The sequence below is a fragment of the Pseudalkalibacillus sp. R45 genome, assembly GCF_052246725.1.
Lineage (GTDB): Bacteria > Bacillota > Bacilli > Bacillales > Fictibacillaceae > Pseudalkalibacillus.
Genome location: NZ_JBQQCL010000001.1, coordinates 767,171 through 784,043, shown reverse-complemented (window position 1 = coordinate 784,043; position 16,873 = coordinate 767,171). Strand labels below are relative to the sequence as shown.

The 16,873-nt window shown below is 37.0% G+C and carries 10 protein-coding genes; 9 read left to right on the top strand and 1 reads right to left on the bottom strand.

Annotated features, from left to right (window positions below):
• Nucleotide 1: 1 nt before the first annotated feature.
• The 7 genes from ACTWQL_RS03770 (at nt 2) to ACTWQL_RS03740 (ending at nt 11,918) form a co-directional block, all read left to right on the top strand.
• A complete protein-coding gene (locus ACTWQL_RS03770; RefSeq protein ID WP_443141078.1) occupies nt 2-772 on the top strand; it encodes a glycosyltransferase family 2 protein in 771 nt (256 codons plus the stop codon).
• Nucleotides 773-801: 29 nt separating this feature from the next.
• Entirely contained in the window at nt 802-1,692 is an 891-nt protein-coding gene (gene galU / locus ACTWQL_RS03765) for a UTP--glucose-1-phosphate uridylyltransferase GalU (RefSeq protein WP_443141077.1), read from the top strand.
• Between the two features lie 33 nt (nt 1,693-1,725).
• The gene (locus tag ACTWQL_RS03760; protein ID WP_443141076.1) at nt 1,726-3,039 is read left to right on the top strand and encodes a UDP-glucose dehydrogenase family protein; all 1,314 of its coding nucleotides are present in this window, start codon (nt 1,726-1,728) and stop codon (nt 3,037-3,039) included.
• A 456-nt stretch (nt 3,040-3,495) separates the two neighbouring features.
• A complete protein-coding gene (locus ACTWQL_RS03755; protein WP_443141075.1) occupies nt 3,496-7,803 on the top strand; it encodes an Ig-like domain-containing protein in 4,308 nt (1,435 codons plus the stop codon).
• 306 nt (nt 7,804-8,109) lie between these two features.
• Entirely contained in the window at nt 8,110-8,892 is a 783-nt protein-coding gene (locus ACTWQL_RS03750) for a hypothetical protein (RefSeq protein ID WP_443141074.1), read from the top strand.
• Nucleotides 8,893-9,226: 334 nt separating this feature from the next.
• Nucleotides 9,227-9,988, top strand: a complete 762-nt coding sequence (locus ACTWQL_RS03745; protein WP_443141073.1) for a hypothetical protein — start codon at nt 9,227-9,229, stop codon at nt 9,986-9,988.
• A 232-nt stretch (nt 9,989-10,220) separates the two neighbouring features.
• Complete coding sequence (locus ACTWQL_RS03740; protein ID WP_443141072.1) at nt 10,221-11,918, top strand: outer membrane protein assembly factor BamB family protein; 1,698 nt, start codon at nt 10,221-10,223, stop codon at nt 11,916-11,918.
• 48 nt (nt 11,919-11,966) lie between these two features.
• On the opposite strand, the gene ACTWQL_RS03735 is transcribed toward ACTWQL_RS03740, so the two are convergent.
• Nucleotides 11,967-12,665, bottom strand: a complete 699-nt coding sequence (locus tag ACTWQL_RS03735) for a hypothetical protein (RefSeq protein ID WP_443141071.1) — start codon at nt 12,663-12,665, stop codon at nt 11,967-11,969.
• 180 nt (nt 12,666-12,845) lie between these two features.
• Between ACTWQL_RS03735 and ACTWQL_RS03730 the strand changes: the two genes are divergently transcribed.
• A complete protein-coding gene (locus ACTWQL_RS03730) occupies nt 12,846-14,285 on the top strand; it encodes a L,D-transpeptidase family protein (protein ID WP_443141070.1) in 1,440 nt (479 codons plus the stop codon).
• Between the two features lie 239 nt (nt 14,286-14,524).
• On the top strand, nt 14,525-16,759 hold the full coding sequence (locus ACTWQL_RS03725) for a M14 family zinc carboxypeptidase (protein ID WP_443141069.1): 2,235 nt from the start codon (nt 14,525-14,527) through the stop codon (nt 16,757-16,759).
• Nucleotides 16,760-16,873 lie beyond the last annotated feature (114 nt).

The following is a 16,873-nucleotide window of genomic DNA, read 5'->3' as shown; positions in this document are numbered from 1 at the left end:
AATGAGTATACCCGAACAGAATAATCAAGAGTTGGTTTCAGTTATCACGGCTGCTTATAATTGTGCAAAGTTTATCAAAAGCACGATTCAATCTGTTCAAGCTCAAACCTATGAAAATTGGGAAATGATCATAGTAGATGACTGTTCAAAGGATAATACCGCAGAAGTGATTCTGGCAGAGGCTGAGAATGACCCGCGTATCAAGTATATAAAGCTTGAGAAGAACAGTGGTGCAGCAGTTGCGAGAAATACTGCAATCAATGAAGCGAAAGGTAAGTTCATAGCTTTCTTGGATAGTGATGATCAATGGGTTCCTCATAAATTGGAACGTCAGATATCGTACATGAAAGAAAACGATTATGCGTTTACTTTTACTGGGTATAGAATCATAGATGAAGAGGGTGAGCCTACTGACCAGGTTGTCCAGATTCCTAAAGAAATTGATTATGAAGGTCTCTTGAAAAATACGATCATCGGCTGTCTGACGGTTGTGGTCAACAAAGAAAAAACCGGTCACTTCCAGATGCCGAATATACGGACCCGCCAGGATTTCGCGCTGTGGTTATTGATTTTAAAAAGAGGCTTCAAAGCATATGGAATTCAAGAAGAACTCGCTCTTTATCGGAAAGTAAAGGGCTCAATTTCCAGTAATAAGATCAAGGCGGCTAAACAGAATTGGTATGTATACCGAAAAATTGAAAATCTAGGACTTGTCAAAGCAATGTGGGTGTTTGGGAATTATGCCTATACATCATTAAAGAAAACATTATAGTTTGAGAATTATTTTAAGGGGGAGTTAACATGAAAGTACGTAAAGCAATAATACCTGCTGCAGGGTTGGGGACCAGGTTTCTGCCAGCGACAAAAGCACAACCGAAAGAAATGCTTCCAATTGTTGATAAACCGACAATTCAATATATCGTAGAAGAAGCGATCGAGTCTGGTATAGAAGATATCATCATTGTAACGGGAAGAGGGAAACGGGCAATAGAAGATCATTTCGATAAATCATATGAACTTGAAGAAACACTGGAAAAGAAGGAGAAGTATGCTCTTCTTGAAGAAGTGCAAGGAATCTCTAACATGCTGAACATTCATTATATCCGTCAGAAAGAGCCGAAAGGACTGGGTCACGCAATCAATTGTGCCTCACGTTTTATCGGCAACGAGCCTTTCGCAGTTTTACTTGGGGATGATATTGTAAAGGCGAATAAGCCTTGTTTGAAACAGCTTTCTGAAGTTTATGAAGAGTACCATTCTTCAGTTGTTGGTGTCCAAGAGGTCGAACAAGAAGATGTATCAAAATATGGAATCATTGCACCTAGAGAAAATGGAATTAATGGACGAACGATCCAGGTGGAGAGCCTTGTGGAAAAGCCAAAAGTTGAGGATGCCCCATCTAACTTCGCGATCATGGGACGCTACATCCTGACTCCTGAAATTTTTGATATTCTTGAAAATCTCCCGCCAGGAGCTGGTAATGAAATTCAACTGACCGATGCGATCAAAAAGTTGAACGAAACCCACCCTGTTCTAGCCTATCACTTTGACGGTCAACGGTTCGATGTTGGAGATAAATTCGGATTCATTAAAGCGACCCTGGATTTTGCACTTGAGCGTGATGATTTGAAAGATGATGTAGAAAGTTATCTGCACCATATTATCGAGAAAAGATATGTCGAGAACAGATAACAGAATTTTATTGCAAAAATGGAGGATCCATACATGAAACTCGCAGTTGTTGGAACAGGCTATGTTGGACTGGTTACAGGCGTTTGTCTCTCTGATATCGGTCATGATGTAACATGTATTGATATCGATAAAGAAAAGGTTCAAAAAATGCAGAATGGAATTTCACCCATTTTTGAACCAGGGCTTTCAGATTTGATGAAAAAGAATGTCGAAGCTGGACGACTACACTTTACGACAAGCCATAAAGAAGGATTTGGAGAAGCAGAAGTCGTCTACATCGCTGTAGGGACACCACCAAAAGATGATGGTACAGCTGATCTTTCATTTATTGAACAGGTGGCAAAAGACATTGCGCGAAATATCACAAATGATGTAATCGTGGTTACAAAAAGTACAGTCCCTGTAGGAACGAATGAAAAAGTCAAACAAATCATTGAAGAACATCTAGTGGAAAATGTGAATGTAGAATCTGTATCCAATCCAGAATTTTTACGTGAAGGTTCAGCAGTTCATGATACTTTCCATGGTGATCGTATCGTAATAGGATCTGAAAGTGAAAATGCTGCTAAAATCATGGAAGAGATTAATAAGCAATTCGGTATTCCGGTTTATCATACCGACATTAGAAGTGCTGAAATGATCAAATACGCATCTAATGCCTTTTTAGCTACAAAAATCAGCTTCATCAACGAAATCGCAAATATTTGTGAGAAGCTTGGGGCCAATGTGGAAGATGTAGCGAATGGAATGGGTATGGATGACCGTATCGGTTCTTCATTCCTTAATGCCGGTATCGGTTATGGCGGGTCCTGTTTCCCTAAAGATACGGATGCCCTTATCCAGATCGCAGGAAATGTCCACCATGACTTTGAACTCTTGAAATCTGTGATCAAAGTTAATAATCATCAACGTGCACTGCTGGTCAAAAAAGCGAAAGAACGTTTCGGAGACTTGAAAGGAAAGAAAGTCGCTGTTCTTGGTTTGGCATTTAAACCTAATACGGATGATATGCGTGAAGCGGCATCTCTCATTATTGTTAAAGAACTCGTTGAAGCAGGTGCAGAGGTCTACGCTTACGATCCTATCGCAGAAAAAAATGCAAAGAAGCTCTTACCTGAAACTTTGAAATATGTCAAAAGTCCAGCAGAGGCAATTAAAGATGCTGATTTTGCAATGATTTTAACGGAATGGGATGATATTAAAGAAATATCCCTTAGCGCTTATGAGGAACTTATGAGGACTCCAGTGATATTTGATGGGCGAAATACCTACTCTATACAAGAAGTAGCAAACACCAATATAGAGTATTATTCGGTTGGAAGACCACCTGTTAATAGTAGAGCTTAATCAAAAAATAAAATGCGTAAGTGAAACAACCTTCCTATGGGAGGTTGTTTTTTTACTATATTGAAATTGTGTCTAGGCACAAAGGACCTACTTTGAAAAATACTATAGAAACTATTAAACTCTCGAAAATGCAACCGATAAACTAACTGAAGCCATTTTACTAGAAACACGTTCTATAAATATTTCAGTTTTTTTACTAAAACTTTACAAAAAAAGCTAGAAATATGTTGGAAATTGTTTTATAGTATGTAATAGATTCCATTAAGTACATAAATTATCCAAATATGGTAACTTGTATACTGAGTTACACAGGTATTTATTACTAAGGAATCTCAATGGGTGTGTTAGGGATATACGAGGGATAATTTAGCCTATATTTTACAAATAACAATCTTTTTTGCCTAATTCATAGAATGCTAAATTCACTCTTTAATCCCACAAAATAATATTTTACATATGGAGGGAATTAAATTTATGGACAAGAAGAAATCCATGAAGATTGCACTTTCCACTACGATCGCGGCAAGTGCGTTTGTTGCAGCTAATCCTGGTGCAACATCAGCTGCATCAGTTTCTGAAACTGCTGAACTAGTGAAAAAGGCACAAGCGGCTTCTTCTATTTTGAAGCCTTACTACACAACAAATGCAGCTGATGAAGTCAACGGCATTTCCGGTGATTTCTGGGCGAAGTATAATGCGTCTGTAAAGTCAATTAAAGAAGCACAAAGCGCAGTCAACACTTTAAGTGGAAATGACAAAACGACTTGGCAAGCACATCTTGACGCTGCAAACGAGTACAGAATGCAAGCAGCTCGTTTCATCGACTCTGTAAAAGTTGGTAAAGAACTTAATGATGCTAAAGACAAACTTGTCGACCGCATCGAATCTGGAGAAGTAATTACTGAAGAATTTGCTGCAGACTATCATGCTGTATCAGCCGCAATACGTAAAGCAGAACGAGTAATGAGTAAAGCTTACGGTGGGGACTATCGTACATTGCTTTTAGAAACATACGTGACACCAGCAAAAATTTCTAAAGAAACTGTAATTTATGAAGTTTCTCGTTATGAACTTCAAAAGAAAGTTGATGCTGATCTAGAGGCCGGTGAGCTTGAAGCTGCTGCTGAAAAGATTGCAATGTTAGAGCGTTTAGAAGAACGTGCTGTTGAAATTAAGCGAGATGGAAACATCCTCCACCCAGGTATGTATCCTGATCTTCCAGAAATCGAAGAAGCTTTGGATACTGTAACACAAGAGCTTGTTGAAAGGTATGAGTCTACTCAAACTCCAGCAGTTGAAAGCGTAAGTGCGATCAACGCTGATAAAGAAGTAACAGTTACATTCGCTAAAGACGTAACTGCAGAAATGCTTGCAGATGCTACTTTAACGCTTACTCCAGCTGAAGGTGATGCTGCTACAGCTACACTTAAAGAAGATTCAGTTGCTGGTATGACAGCAGTATTCACTGTGGACGGAGAATTAGCTGAAGGGGAATACACTGTAACTTCGGAAATGCTTGAAATCGCAGAAGACACAATGGTCGTTTACGATGTAACTGCACCAGTTGTAGACAGCAGTGAAGTTGCTGACTATCAAACACTTCAATTGAACCTATCTGAAGCTGTAACTGGAACTCCAGTTGTAACTGTGAATGGTGAAGAAATGGCTGGAGTGCTTTCTGAAGATGGTAAAACAGTAACCGTCAAAAACGAAACTGGATATAAAGCGGGTACATACAATGTTGTACTTAGTGGTTTAGCTGATGGTGTAGGTAATGAAATTGCTGAAACAACTGTTTCTATCACAAAAGCAGCATCTTACGCTAAAACGTTTGAGCAAGTAACTAGTGATGTAACAGCAGGTCTAGGTGAACTTGTTTACTTCTCTGCAGTAGACCAATATGGCCAAGATATGGCATTAACTGCAGATAACTCTGAAATCGCTGTCTCTGCTAAAGTGAACGGTGTACCATTAAAAGCTTCAGAAATTGTTTACTCCGATGGAGATGCTTTTGTAGAAATTAACAAGACTCTAGCTGAAGGAAACACCCTTTCTGTAACAGTTACAAACACAGTTGAAGAAGAGGAGTTCTCTAACACATTCTCTTACACAGTACTTGAAGATGCTACTTTAGTTGAAACAACAGTTTCTGACCTAGAAGCAACTTATAATGCAAGTGCAAATGGACATACTGCTGGAGATGTAGCTACAGAAGTACGTCCTGATGATGAAATTACGCTATCAGTGGATGTTAGAGATCAATTTAATAACCCAGTTGCAGCTCCAAGTGTACGTTGGGTTGTTGAAGAAGGTAAAGATTTAATTGCTGCTGATGGAGACGACCTAACTTCAGGTGTTCTAGATGCAGACAACACTGTTGAATTCAAAGCTACTGATGCTGGAACTGTGAAAATCACTGCATACCTTGCAAATGGTGAGTCTGTTTCATATATGGTAGAAGTTGGAGCAAAAGCCCTTTCTTCTCTAAGCTATGACGGTGCAGAACCAATTCCTGCAACGACTTACAATCAAGATGAAATTGTTGTAAAAGAAATCGTTCAAAACGATGGAGCAGTTTTAACACCTGAAATGCTTAACTTTAACGTTACAGCAGAAGTAACAACTGACGAAACAGTTACTGCTGACGATGTAACAGTTACTGCTAAGCTTCGCAGTGAAGTTGAAGAGGATCCTGCTGAAGGAACTGAAAACGACATTCTAATCGTCGTACAATCTTCTAAAGTAGGTAAATTTAACGTAACACCTTATGTTGGAGAGTCTATCCTGGATGAAGACGCAATTAAAGCTCCTCAATTTACGGTTACAACTACAATCGACCAAACTGTAACATCTATCGATGGAATTGACTTCGATGCTTCAGAGCTTAAAGTAGGACAAGAAGTTAAGAAAGAAGTTGTATTCCGTAACAAACACGATGAAGTAGTAGTTGTTGACGCAGCAAATGTAACAACTACACCATCTTTAACTACTGCCGAAGTAATTAAAGAAGACAGTAAGAATTACTTAGTATTAGAAGCTTCAGCTGAAAAGTCTTACCAAGTTACAGTTTCAAATGGTGATGTATTCAAATCTTACACATTATCATTCGTAGATGCAGACTTAACTACTATTGATGCTGGTGCAGACATCACAGGTGTCGTAGCAGGAGACGGATCAGAATTTACTAAGTATCAAGAACTTGGCTTCTTGGATCAAGATGGAAAGGAAATGACTCTATCTCCTTCAGATCTTGGAGAAGTTGTTGTAACTGATTCGGAAGGCACCGAGCTGACTGATTCAACTGACTTGATTACTCTTGCTGAAAGCTTTACAAAAGATGAAGATGGTGTAATCACTGATTATTCTCCAGTAGGTATAGATTCAACAACTGTTGTTGGATATGCAGTATCACCTGATTCTTCACTAGCTGAAGGTACTTACACAGTTGAAATCCAAAGTGCTGATGGAAAAGTATCCGATACATTTACTGTAGAAGTTGGGGCAATACGTGAAATTGCTGAATTAAACTCTAACGCATCTTCTGTCAAACTTGCTGTTGATGGATCTAAGTTAGTAACTATTTCACCAGAAGATCAATACGGTGTGTTTAAATCATTTGATCCTGTAAATGACATTGATGCAGTATCTGCTAACAACAATGTATCTGTACAATACGTTGGGGATGCTACAAATGATGACGGTGAAGTTATCGGTTATCAATACGAGATTACTGGACAAACAAAAGGATCTGATCAAGTAACATTTACGTACAATGATAATGATCCTAATACAGAAGACACTATTAAAACAGCTGTTAACGTTACGGTGGATTCTACTGGTGCACTTATTGATAGTGTAGAAGTAAATGAAGAAGACTTAAACGAACTTTACAGCACAACAGATGGTGAAACTATCAACTTGTCCGCAAGTGCTTTTGATGCATCTGGAAATGAAGTTGCAGTCAATGCTTCTGATTATGTATGGTCTGTAGTATCTGTTGACCCTTCTGATGATAATGCTGAGGGAGCAAAAGCAGATGTTAATTCAGGTGGCGTACTTACAGCAGATCAAGATTTTGATGGAACTGTAACGGTTAAAGTACAATCTTCTAACCTTAAAGAAGATACAGTAACATTAGAATTCAGTAGCGATGCAGCCGCTCCTGTAATGGGTACTACTGCAATTGCTGAAGCTGATACTCTAGATGCTGATGAGGACCTTGAAGGTATTCAAGTTGCTCTTGATGGTGATGATACTGACGGAGAAGTAAATGGATCTGTTTCATTCACTCTTGAAGCAATGGATCAGTTTGGTAATGAACTAACTTCAGATGCTATTGATGAAACTGATGCAATTGTTACAACTGATGACAGTTCAGTTCTTTCTGTAGATGTTGTTGACGGTGCAATCACTGTAACTGGTGTTAACAAAGGTGATGCTAATGTATACGTTCAATATAATGGTGATACTATTACGTTGAACTTCAGTGTAGATGAAAATGGGGTAGAAGCCGATATAACACCTCCTTCTGCACCTACAGTAGAGCCAGTGACTTCCACAGATACAACAGTAACTGGAACAGCAGAAGCAGGGTCAACAGTTACAGTCTATGAAGGTACAACAGTCCTAGGAGAAGCTGTTGCAGCAGAAGATGGAAGTTATTCAGTAACTATCACTGCTCAACCAGCAGATGTTGTTTTAAAAGTTACAGCAACAGATGATTCTTCAAATGAAAGTGCTGGAACTGACGTAACTGTTTCATAACACTAATTATTAATAGAATTATTCCAAAAAACTCTGTAGAGGTTTCTACAGAGTTTTTTGGTTATATACTTGGAGTGAAAATAATGAATAAAATCATTTTGCTTGTGGCCCGATAAAAATAATACGTTCTTAGAAAAAGTTAAATAATCAATATAATGACATAAATAAGTGTTGGAGTTCAATTTCAGATTCTAATTGATCCTCTTTTTTTATGTGTTTGAGACCCTTTAATATTATTTATATAAAGGAATGTATATCCAATTATAGAACCTCTAGATGAAGATGATTATAAAACGGAGGGTTCTTATGAAAAAGATTATTGTTTGTGGTTTAGTAGTATTGTTGTCACTGTTTACACTGCTTCCTAGTAGTTTAATAAAAAAAGTAGACGCTGCAACCTATAGCCAGGCTGAAAAATTAGTTAATGTAGCAGAGTCAAAGGCTTACTATGGAAGACATTATTATATCATTTCATCTGAAGATCAAATTAGAGTATCCGAAGCTTTTGAATATGGTTATAATTCTACAAAAAGATCATTAAGGGATGCAGAAAATGCAGTGAATTCTTTAACAAATAGTAGTGAGCGTAAGGAATTAAATGATCGTCTTGATATGGCAAAAACAAGGATATTGCGCGCTGCCTATTTTATTGATTCTGTATGGCAAGGAGAAAAACTAACAGAAATTTCATCCGAATATAACGTTACAATAGACAATGGAAATATAGCGCAGATAAATGATGCGTATGATGCTTTTACAGCACAACTAGGATTAGAAGAATCAAAAATTGGAAAAGTATACGGCGCTCAAATTCGTGATTTGTTTGGTGGGAAATTTGTATTTCCTGCGAAAGTTGCACATGAAAGAACAATATATGAAGTTTCACAATACCGATTAATGGAAGATATTGATATTCTCATTGAAAGCGGGAATATTGAAATAGCTCACTCAGAAATGGCTAAACTTGACCGGCTGAAGAAACGAGCACACGAAATTAAAGCCGCAGGTGGTTACCAGGAGCTGCCTTTATCAGTTTATACTCAACTCCAGGTAATGGAAGATAACTTGATTGATAAATTAAACAATTAAAATGCTTGAAAGTTCATTTTATTGATGTAGGGAAGCAGGAAGGATCTTAATAAAAACAAATAGTATACTATTTCTTGTTTCTCAAAAAAAGTAAATAATTAGTAGAAATATAGGCATTGAGATGGGAAGCCATTTCAATGCTATTTTTATGTATAAGATTCCAATCAAACAAAAGAGTAACAAAAAGAACTGTTTAGGGATTATTATAAAAAACCGAACTTATGTATATATATTATACTGCGATGAAATGTTTTTGTAACAATCGTAAACTTTCTGAAACTTTTTGGGTTATTAATTCGTCAGTTATGCAAAAGGAATTTTTAGGAGGGGTAATTTGAAAACACTTTTCTTGAGTTTAACGATCCTATTCTTGGGATGGAATACAAGTACGAATTTGGCACACGATGATGCAAGTTCATTAATAAACAAGGAACACAATGGAGTGCACACTTTATCTAAAAAATTAAATCAGAATGAGTTAATTTTTAGGAAACAGTCTTTAGAGCAACAAGAGGTAAAAAAGTCACAAAATATATCGGATGATCAAAGTAAGCAAAATAAGCCAAATAAAGAAGCAGATAATAAGAAAGAATCAGAACCAAAAGAAGAACAAGGAGTATTCGAGGGAACAAAATCAACTTACCAAACAAAACCAAGTGACACAACAATCCAAGAAAAACCAGATGAGCAAAACAGAAACATAGATGTAGCTTCCCCTAGCAAAGCGGAACTTATCAGAATTGCCCATACATTTTGGGAAGAAACCCTTCCACCTACAGAAAATCAAAAGGTGAAGAACTTTGATTCTAAGCAAGAATTAATTATGTATTTGAACCGGTATGCTAGTGAGAATGTGGCAAGTTTGTATGTAGAAGACCTTTTTGAGGAAAAAGAGGATGGCCTTTATATTATACCTATGTGTTCACCAGCGTGGGTTACGAAGAATGAACCATTTACTTTAGTAAAAATCAATGAGGAACGTTACCAACTTAATCAAACAAATACTTCTGATATGCATGGTCACTACACAATCCAACTAACATTTACGCTCGAAAATGATAATTGGGTTATTGAATCAGTTAATTTCAAAGAATAGAAGATTGATATATATTCCCACATGAACTTCCAGGAATGGATGATTTAATGGGGCAATATTTAAGAAATTCGATATTAAAGGAGTGACGAGTCATTATTGATTAGGTTAGTTCATCTTTGAATATTACTTTCTAACAGTATCTTGGTAATATCAATGTTACAATAAATGGAAATACAATGTGGAAGGGAGAGGTTTTTTGTTTCGTTTCTTTCTGATTTGCATCGGTTTGGTTATGTCATTAAGTGTTATACCTCAACAAGTTAACGCTCAAAAAGTGGTAAATAAAAATTTTTTTTATTACCATCAGATTTGTCGGACAACGACTTGTCAAGGAGCGGTCTTTGTAGGTGATGATGGGACGATATTCAATCGGTATATTTCTGGTGAAATGTATGCATTTGAAAAAGATGGTACGAAAAAATGGACATATGAATTGCCTCTAGATTATCTTGGTTATCTTGATCCTCAATACAAACCTATCGTGGATACAGAACGTAATATCACATATGTTAGTTATCAAACTTCTATCAGATCTTCAAAGCCCGGAGGAGTTGTTGCTTTAGACAACCATGGGAAATCGAAATGGCATTTTAAGCTCCCTGCAGGTCACCCTATGGAAATGGCACTCGGGGATGATGGATCCATCTATTTTTCTAGTAATGATCCAAAGTCTTCTTCAACCCCGACCTTTTATTCGCTTAATAATGATGGAACCCTCAGATGGAGTTACGAGACCGAGAATCAACTTCTTAAAAAGACCCTGATAGGTTCAGATGGTACCATTTATGCAGCTGATAAAACAAATGTCTATGCATTTAACCCTAAAGGAGAACTTAAATGGAAACATGAAACTAATGATGGTTGGACCATTACGAGTTTAGGTGGGAGTAAACGAATAAAGGGGGTATATATTTCTACTGAAAATGAAGAATACAAAGCATTAAGGTATATTTCGGGAGGTGAGGAGCTCCTCGGTACCCTTATTAATTCTAGACCAGACGACATTGAAGTGGCTAGTGATGGAAAAGTGTATTTATTAGGTGAAAAAATCGAGGCATATAATGAAGAAGGTCAATTATGGGAAAGTATGCCTTTATCAGATGTAACAAGCGCTTCTGTAACTATGGAAGACGAAATAATTTATTATCTCGGTGTAGATGATAATCCTCGGATCTTTCATGCTTCTGGTATAAATCCTACTAATGGAGAGGTGATTTGGAATAAAACCTTCCACTCTCTCTATTATATGGGGTATGGGGGGATGGACGCAGCTGAGAATACCATGTATGTGAATACGAATGAAGGTTCGATTTATAAAATATGGGAAGGTGAAGAAAGCCCTACGAGGATCATCATGCCTAATGTTGATTTACCAACAAACCATTCCCATCCCATTGCAAGGCTTAATATACGAAGAGAAGGTGTACCATTACTGAAAAAGCAAAGTGATGGAAGTTACAAATATTATCGAACGTTGGAAACGGGGCATTTTTACAGGACTTATGGAGCTGATGGAGCTTATTATAATGTTGGTGGTCCTTATTATGTTAAAAATGAAGAAGATAAAATGTCCGCTCATATTGGCAGGATTCTTGTGAACGATGAAGGTGTTGAATTATATGGTCCGGATGGCCAAATCCACCGGATGTTAAAAAAAGGTGAAGCGATCAGAGTATATAATTACAAACCATATTATTATAATGTCGGTGGAGGCTATTATGTAAATGCTCAATATCAGACGAAGTTCTATGTCGGCTTTGTACAGACTAAAGAAGATGTTCAGATGTATCAACCCGGTGGGGAATATTATAAGACCCTTCCCGCAGGTCAGCAATACAGAGTTTATGGAATAGATGGAAACCGTATAATGGTTGGTGGTGGATATTACATTATGGATGACCCATCTAAAATAACCTATTCAAAAAATTAAAAATTGGGGGAGCTTGAAAGAATTACATTTCAGCACCCCCATTCTATTTTAGTTTTTAATGTAAGAGAAAGGATATGAACGATCCCTATAGTTATTTTCTACGTAATACCCTCCACCAAGGTCAAATTCAAAATAGGAACCATAATCAATTCCATCTATTACAATCGGTATCTCTTCGTAATTGTAAACACGGTACACATGACCTGGCTGGAGCATTTTATATTCGCTCCCATCTGGGGCAATTAACGGAATTTCATAGTTAGGTTTAATGTGTCCCAAGTATTTTTTAACTCGATTGTTTATTTCTACTCTGTAACCTCCACCTACTTCATACATACCGCTATATGTGCCATAAACTTTTATAGCTTCACCAACATTCAGCAACCGATGTATTGATCCATCTGGTGCAAATAGAGGAGACGTTTCCTTTATCAGTATTCTTGATTCATAATATGCTGTTTTATATCGTTCGTCCTTGATATAATGATGATTTCCTACAGCATAATATTCCTCATTTTTCCCATAAACTCTAATTCCTTCTCCCGGGTTTATGTTTCTGACGATTGTACCTGACTCATTATAGTGTTCGTATTTTAATAAAGGCACTGATTGTTTGATAAGAACTCGACCTACAGGAAATGGTAATGAACGAATCGAGGGTTCGCGTTCTTGTGCATATACTTCCATATTACTAGTTATTGGGACCGATATTAATAAAATGAACAACCACACAATTATCTTTTTCATTGTTACCTCCTATATTGGTTAAATTTAACTATATCTTATAGCAATTATTCTCAAATAAATAGAGAGAAAATCACTAAAAACATGATAAAGGAAGTAAACAAAAGGATATTAAACTGAAATATCGAAATATCAGTAGGGTAGGTTACTTTTTTGGAGATCAACATATACTGGAGGGTTATAATGAGTAAACTTAGGAAAAATAAAGGGATAGTTACAATATGTACGCTTATTATTGCTTTTTTTGTAAATATTCCAGCAGCTGATGCGGGATACAATAACCAATTCAATCATCTACATAATAAACAGCTTGTGGTGGTGAGTGCAGCAAGTAAAGGGAGCCATAAAGCCAAGCTTGAAACATTTGAACTGATCAATGGTCAGTGGAAAGCAGTCTTTCCAACAATGGATGCAGTTGTTGGGTATAATGGTATCAGCGGAAAGACCAAAGAAGGGGATGGGAAGACACCTGAGGGGGTTTATGAATTTGGAACTGCTTTTGGCTCCCAGTCAAAACCTTCGAATATCAGCCTCCCATATAGGAAAACGACAGATTACGATTATTGGGTTGATGACCCTAATTCTCCTGACTATAATAAGTGGATTCATTACACCGGTAATCCATATAGCAGATGGGGTTCATTTGAAAGGATGAAACAACCTTTATATAAGTATGGTATTGTCATTAAATATAATGAAGATCCAATTATCCCTGGTAAGGGAAGCGCGATTTTTATGCATGTGTGGAAAGGTTCGAATAGTCCCACAGCAGGATGTGTCGCAGTTTCAGAAAGTAACCTCCTTAGAATGATGAAATGGTTGGATCCGGATAAAAATCCTGGAATCATCATGGCGGATCATGGGGATATAGATAAAGTGCTTAATGAGCATCTTTATAATGAAGCGATTGAATCAGTGAGAGCAGCACAAATTAATTCAAACCTATTGAAGCCTTATTACACGTCAGATGTGCAATCGATTGAAGATATATCTGTTTCGGAAGGATTCTTAAAGCAATATAACATTGTAAAAAATCTTAATGAAAAAACTCGCCAAGCTATCCATCCGCTTAATGCATCTCAACAATCATTTTTAAAAGAGCAATTACTAAGACCAGACCAGATCCGGTTGCAAGCAGCTCGATTTATTGATTCTGTCAAAGTGGGGGACGATTTGTTAGGCTGGCGCAATCAACTTCATTATTTTATAGATGCTCAAACCATAAATGATGAAATGGTATCGACGTATCACAATTTATCTTATGTGATACGGAAAGCAGAACGTGTATTAAGCAAAGCTTACGGAAATGAATACCGCAGCTTGTTGAATGATAAATTTATCACTCCTGCTAAGATTACGAAAGAGGTTGTCATTTATGAAGTTTCACGTTATGAACTTCATAAAGAAATTTCAACACATATTGAGGCAGGAGAACTAGAGCTAGCGGGAGATAAAATCGCTATGCTTGATCGGTTGGAGAAACGGGCAAAAGAAATAAAAGAAGCTGGCAATGAACTTTATCCAGGAAAGTATCCATCTCTTCCTGAAATCGAAGCAACGTTAATGAACGAAAAAGAACAAATTATAAAAGATTATGAGAATGCAACAAATACAAACCGTTAATCGTCTGATTGATAAAGCCCTTAAAACCCACTGTTAGTGGGTTTTTTATATGCTTAATTAATTCTATATATTTTAACTATATATAATTCGGGACTTCCAATCCTTACCGTATAAGGTAAAATAGTATCTGTGCATACATATTTTTATATTTTAAAACTTTTTCTGGAAAAGGGAGGTATTATTAGGGAGTCAGAAATTTTGTTGGTCAGAGACAATGGACTATTATTTAGGGGGATAAAATGTTACACAAAAGATTAAAATGGCTGCTCTTTACCAGTTTCATAGTTATTGCAGCAATGGTATATCAGCCTTCCAAATCAAATGCTGCGAGTTTTGTGAATCCTAATCAAATTTACACTTACGAAGAAATGGTTGTAGACATCAAAGAGCTGGCAAATGCCTATCCGAATTTAGTTTCTTACCATGTTATTGGGAAAAGTGAATATGGAAGAGATATTTATGCAGTTTCTCTCGGTAACGGTTCTGCAACTGCATTCGTTAACGGATCTCATCATGCAAGAGAATGGTTAACAACGAACCTAAACATGTACATGATTGATCAATATGCTTCAGCTTACCAGAACCGCACTAGAATCGATGGTTATAATGTGAGAGGCATACTGGATTACACGACAATGTGGTTTGTGCCCATGGTGAACCCTGACGGCGTCACCTTACAACAATATGGCACGAAGAAATTTCCACAATCTGTCCGTGGGGACCTTTTAGCAATGAATGATTTCAGCTCAGATTTTAAACGATGGAAAGCAAACGCTAAAGGTGTCGACTTGAATCGCCAATACAATGCCGATTGGGCTAACATTAAGAACGATGCAGGAAAACCGTATTATAAAAATTATAAAGGAACAGCTCCAAATACAGCTGCAGAAACAAGAGCAATCGTCAATTTCATTGATGATATCGATCCTGAGATGACAGTCGCCTATCACAGTGCTGGGCAAATTCTTTATTGGAACTTCCATCAATATGGATCCTGGTATGATCGCGATCATGCTTATGCAAAGAAAATTGGCAGTATGACGGGCTACAGTTTAGTATATCCAGGGTTGAACCCTTCGGGTGGCGGACTGACAGATTGGTTCATCATTGATTATAAACGTCCTGCATTTACACCTGAAATCGGAAGGTACCCTGGAGAAACTAGTTTACCAGTTTCTGCGTTCAACGAAGCTTGGAATCGAAATAAAACAGTTGGCTTATATGTTGCATATCAGAGTCGTAACTTATATCTAAACAGATATTCCAGTATACTATCTAACGCAAGAAACAAAGTGGATCAGGCTATTAGTCTAGGAAAATCGATGAGGCATTATTATACAACTGATATTAAGACCACTGATGATATTAGGGTTTCCTCAGCATTCAGTAACACTTACAATAAAACCAAAAAAGCGATAGATGATGCTGAAAATGCAATCCAATCCCTTGAACCTTCAGATCGGAATGAACTCCGAGCGTCATTGGATGAAGCGGTAGAACTACAGCTTAGAGCTGCAAGATTTATTGATGCAGTTAAAGTCGGAAAAGAGATTACAACTCAGAAGGAAAACGTACAAAATTTCATTGAACGAGAACAACTGATCCACCAAACAAAGGTGGAATATGATGCTTTATCCTATGACATACGAAAAATGGAACGTGTGATTGGTAAAGTTTACGGCGGTACTTATCGAGATTTAATGCTTGATAAATATATCGTTCCAGCAAAAATTACTAAAGAAACAATCATCTATGAAATTTCAAGATATGACCTGTTGAATGAAATCGATACACAAATCGATCGTAAAGAATATGATACAGTCGAATACAATTTAGGTGTACTTGAACGATTAGAGAGACGATCTATTGAAATCAAAGAAGCAGGAAATGAATTATATCCAGGTAGATACCCAACTCTTGAAGGATTTGAAGAGACTTTAGATTCACAAAAACAAACGGTTCTTCAAAAGTATAATGATGCATTGGTATCTGATGCAGAAATGTATTTAGGTGAAGCAGAAACCATTGCAGATGAAGTCGAACCATATTATACAACGAATATTCAAAGTACTGAAGATATTCAGGTTTCTCCTACATTCGAAAACAAGTACAATGAATTGAAAGATGCGTTGAAAGAAGCCCGGACTGCAGTAGAAAGACTGGATGATGAAGAGTACACTACACGTCTAGATCGAGTAGAAGACATTCAATTAGGGGCAGCATATTTCATAGACGCATATAAAGTAGGAGAAGGATTAGAACAGATCCGTTTTGAGCTGCAAGGATATATAGAACAAAATAAATACGATCAAGAAGCAGAGGATCTTTTTAATCAGATGACAGAAAAAATCGCATTAACAGAACGTGTTATTGAAAGAGTTTACGGTGATGATAAAAAAGCATTGTTCACCGAAAGATACGTTATTCCCGCAGAAGAAACCAAGCAACAATATCTTGATGGTAAATCCAATTAGTTACATGAAGGTGCAATCATTCGATTGCACCTTTTTAATTCTTTTTTACTAAATCTTTATACCTATTAGGCCGATATAATATCCGTATGGATAATTTTACTAATAGGTGGTTGG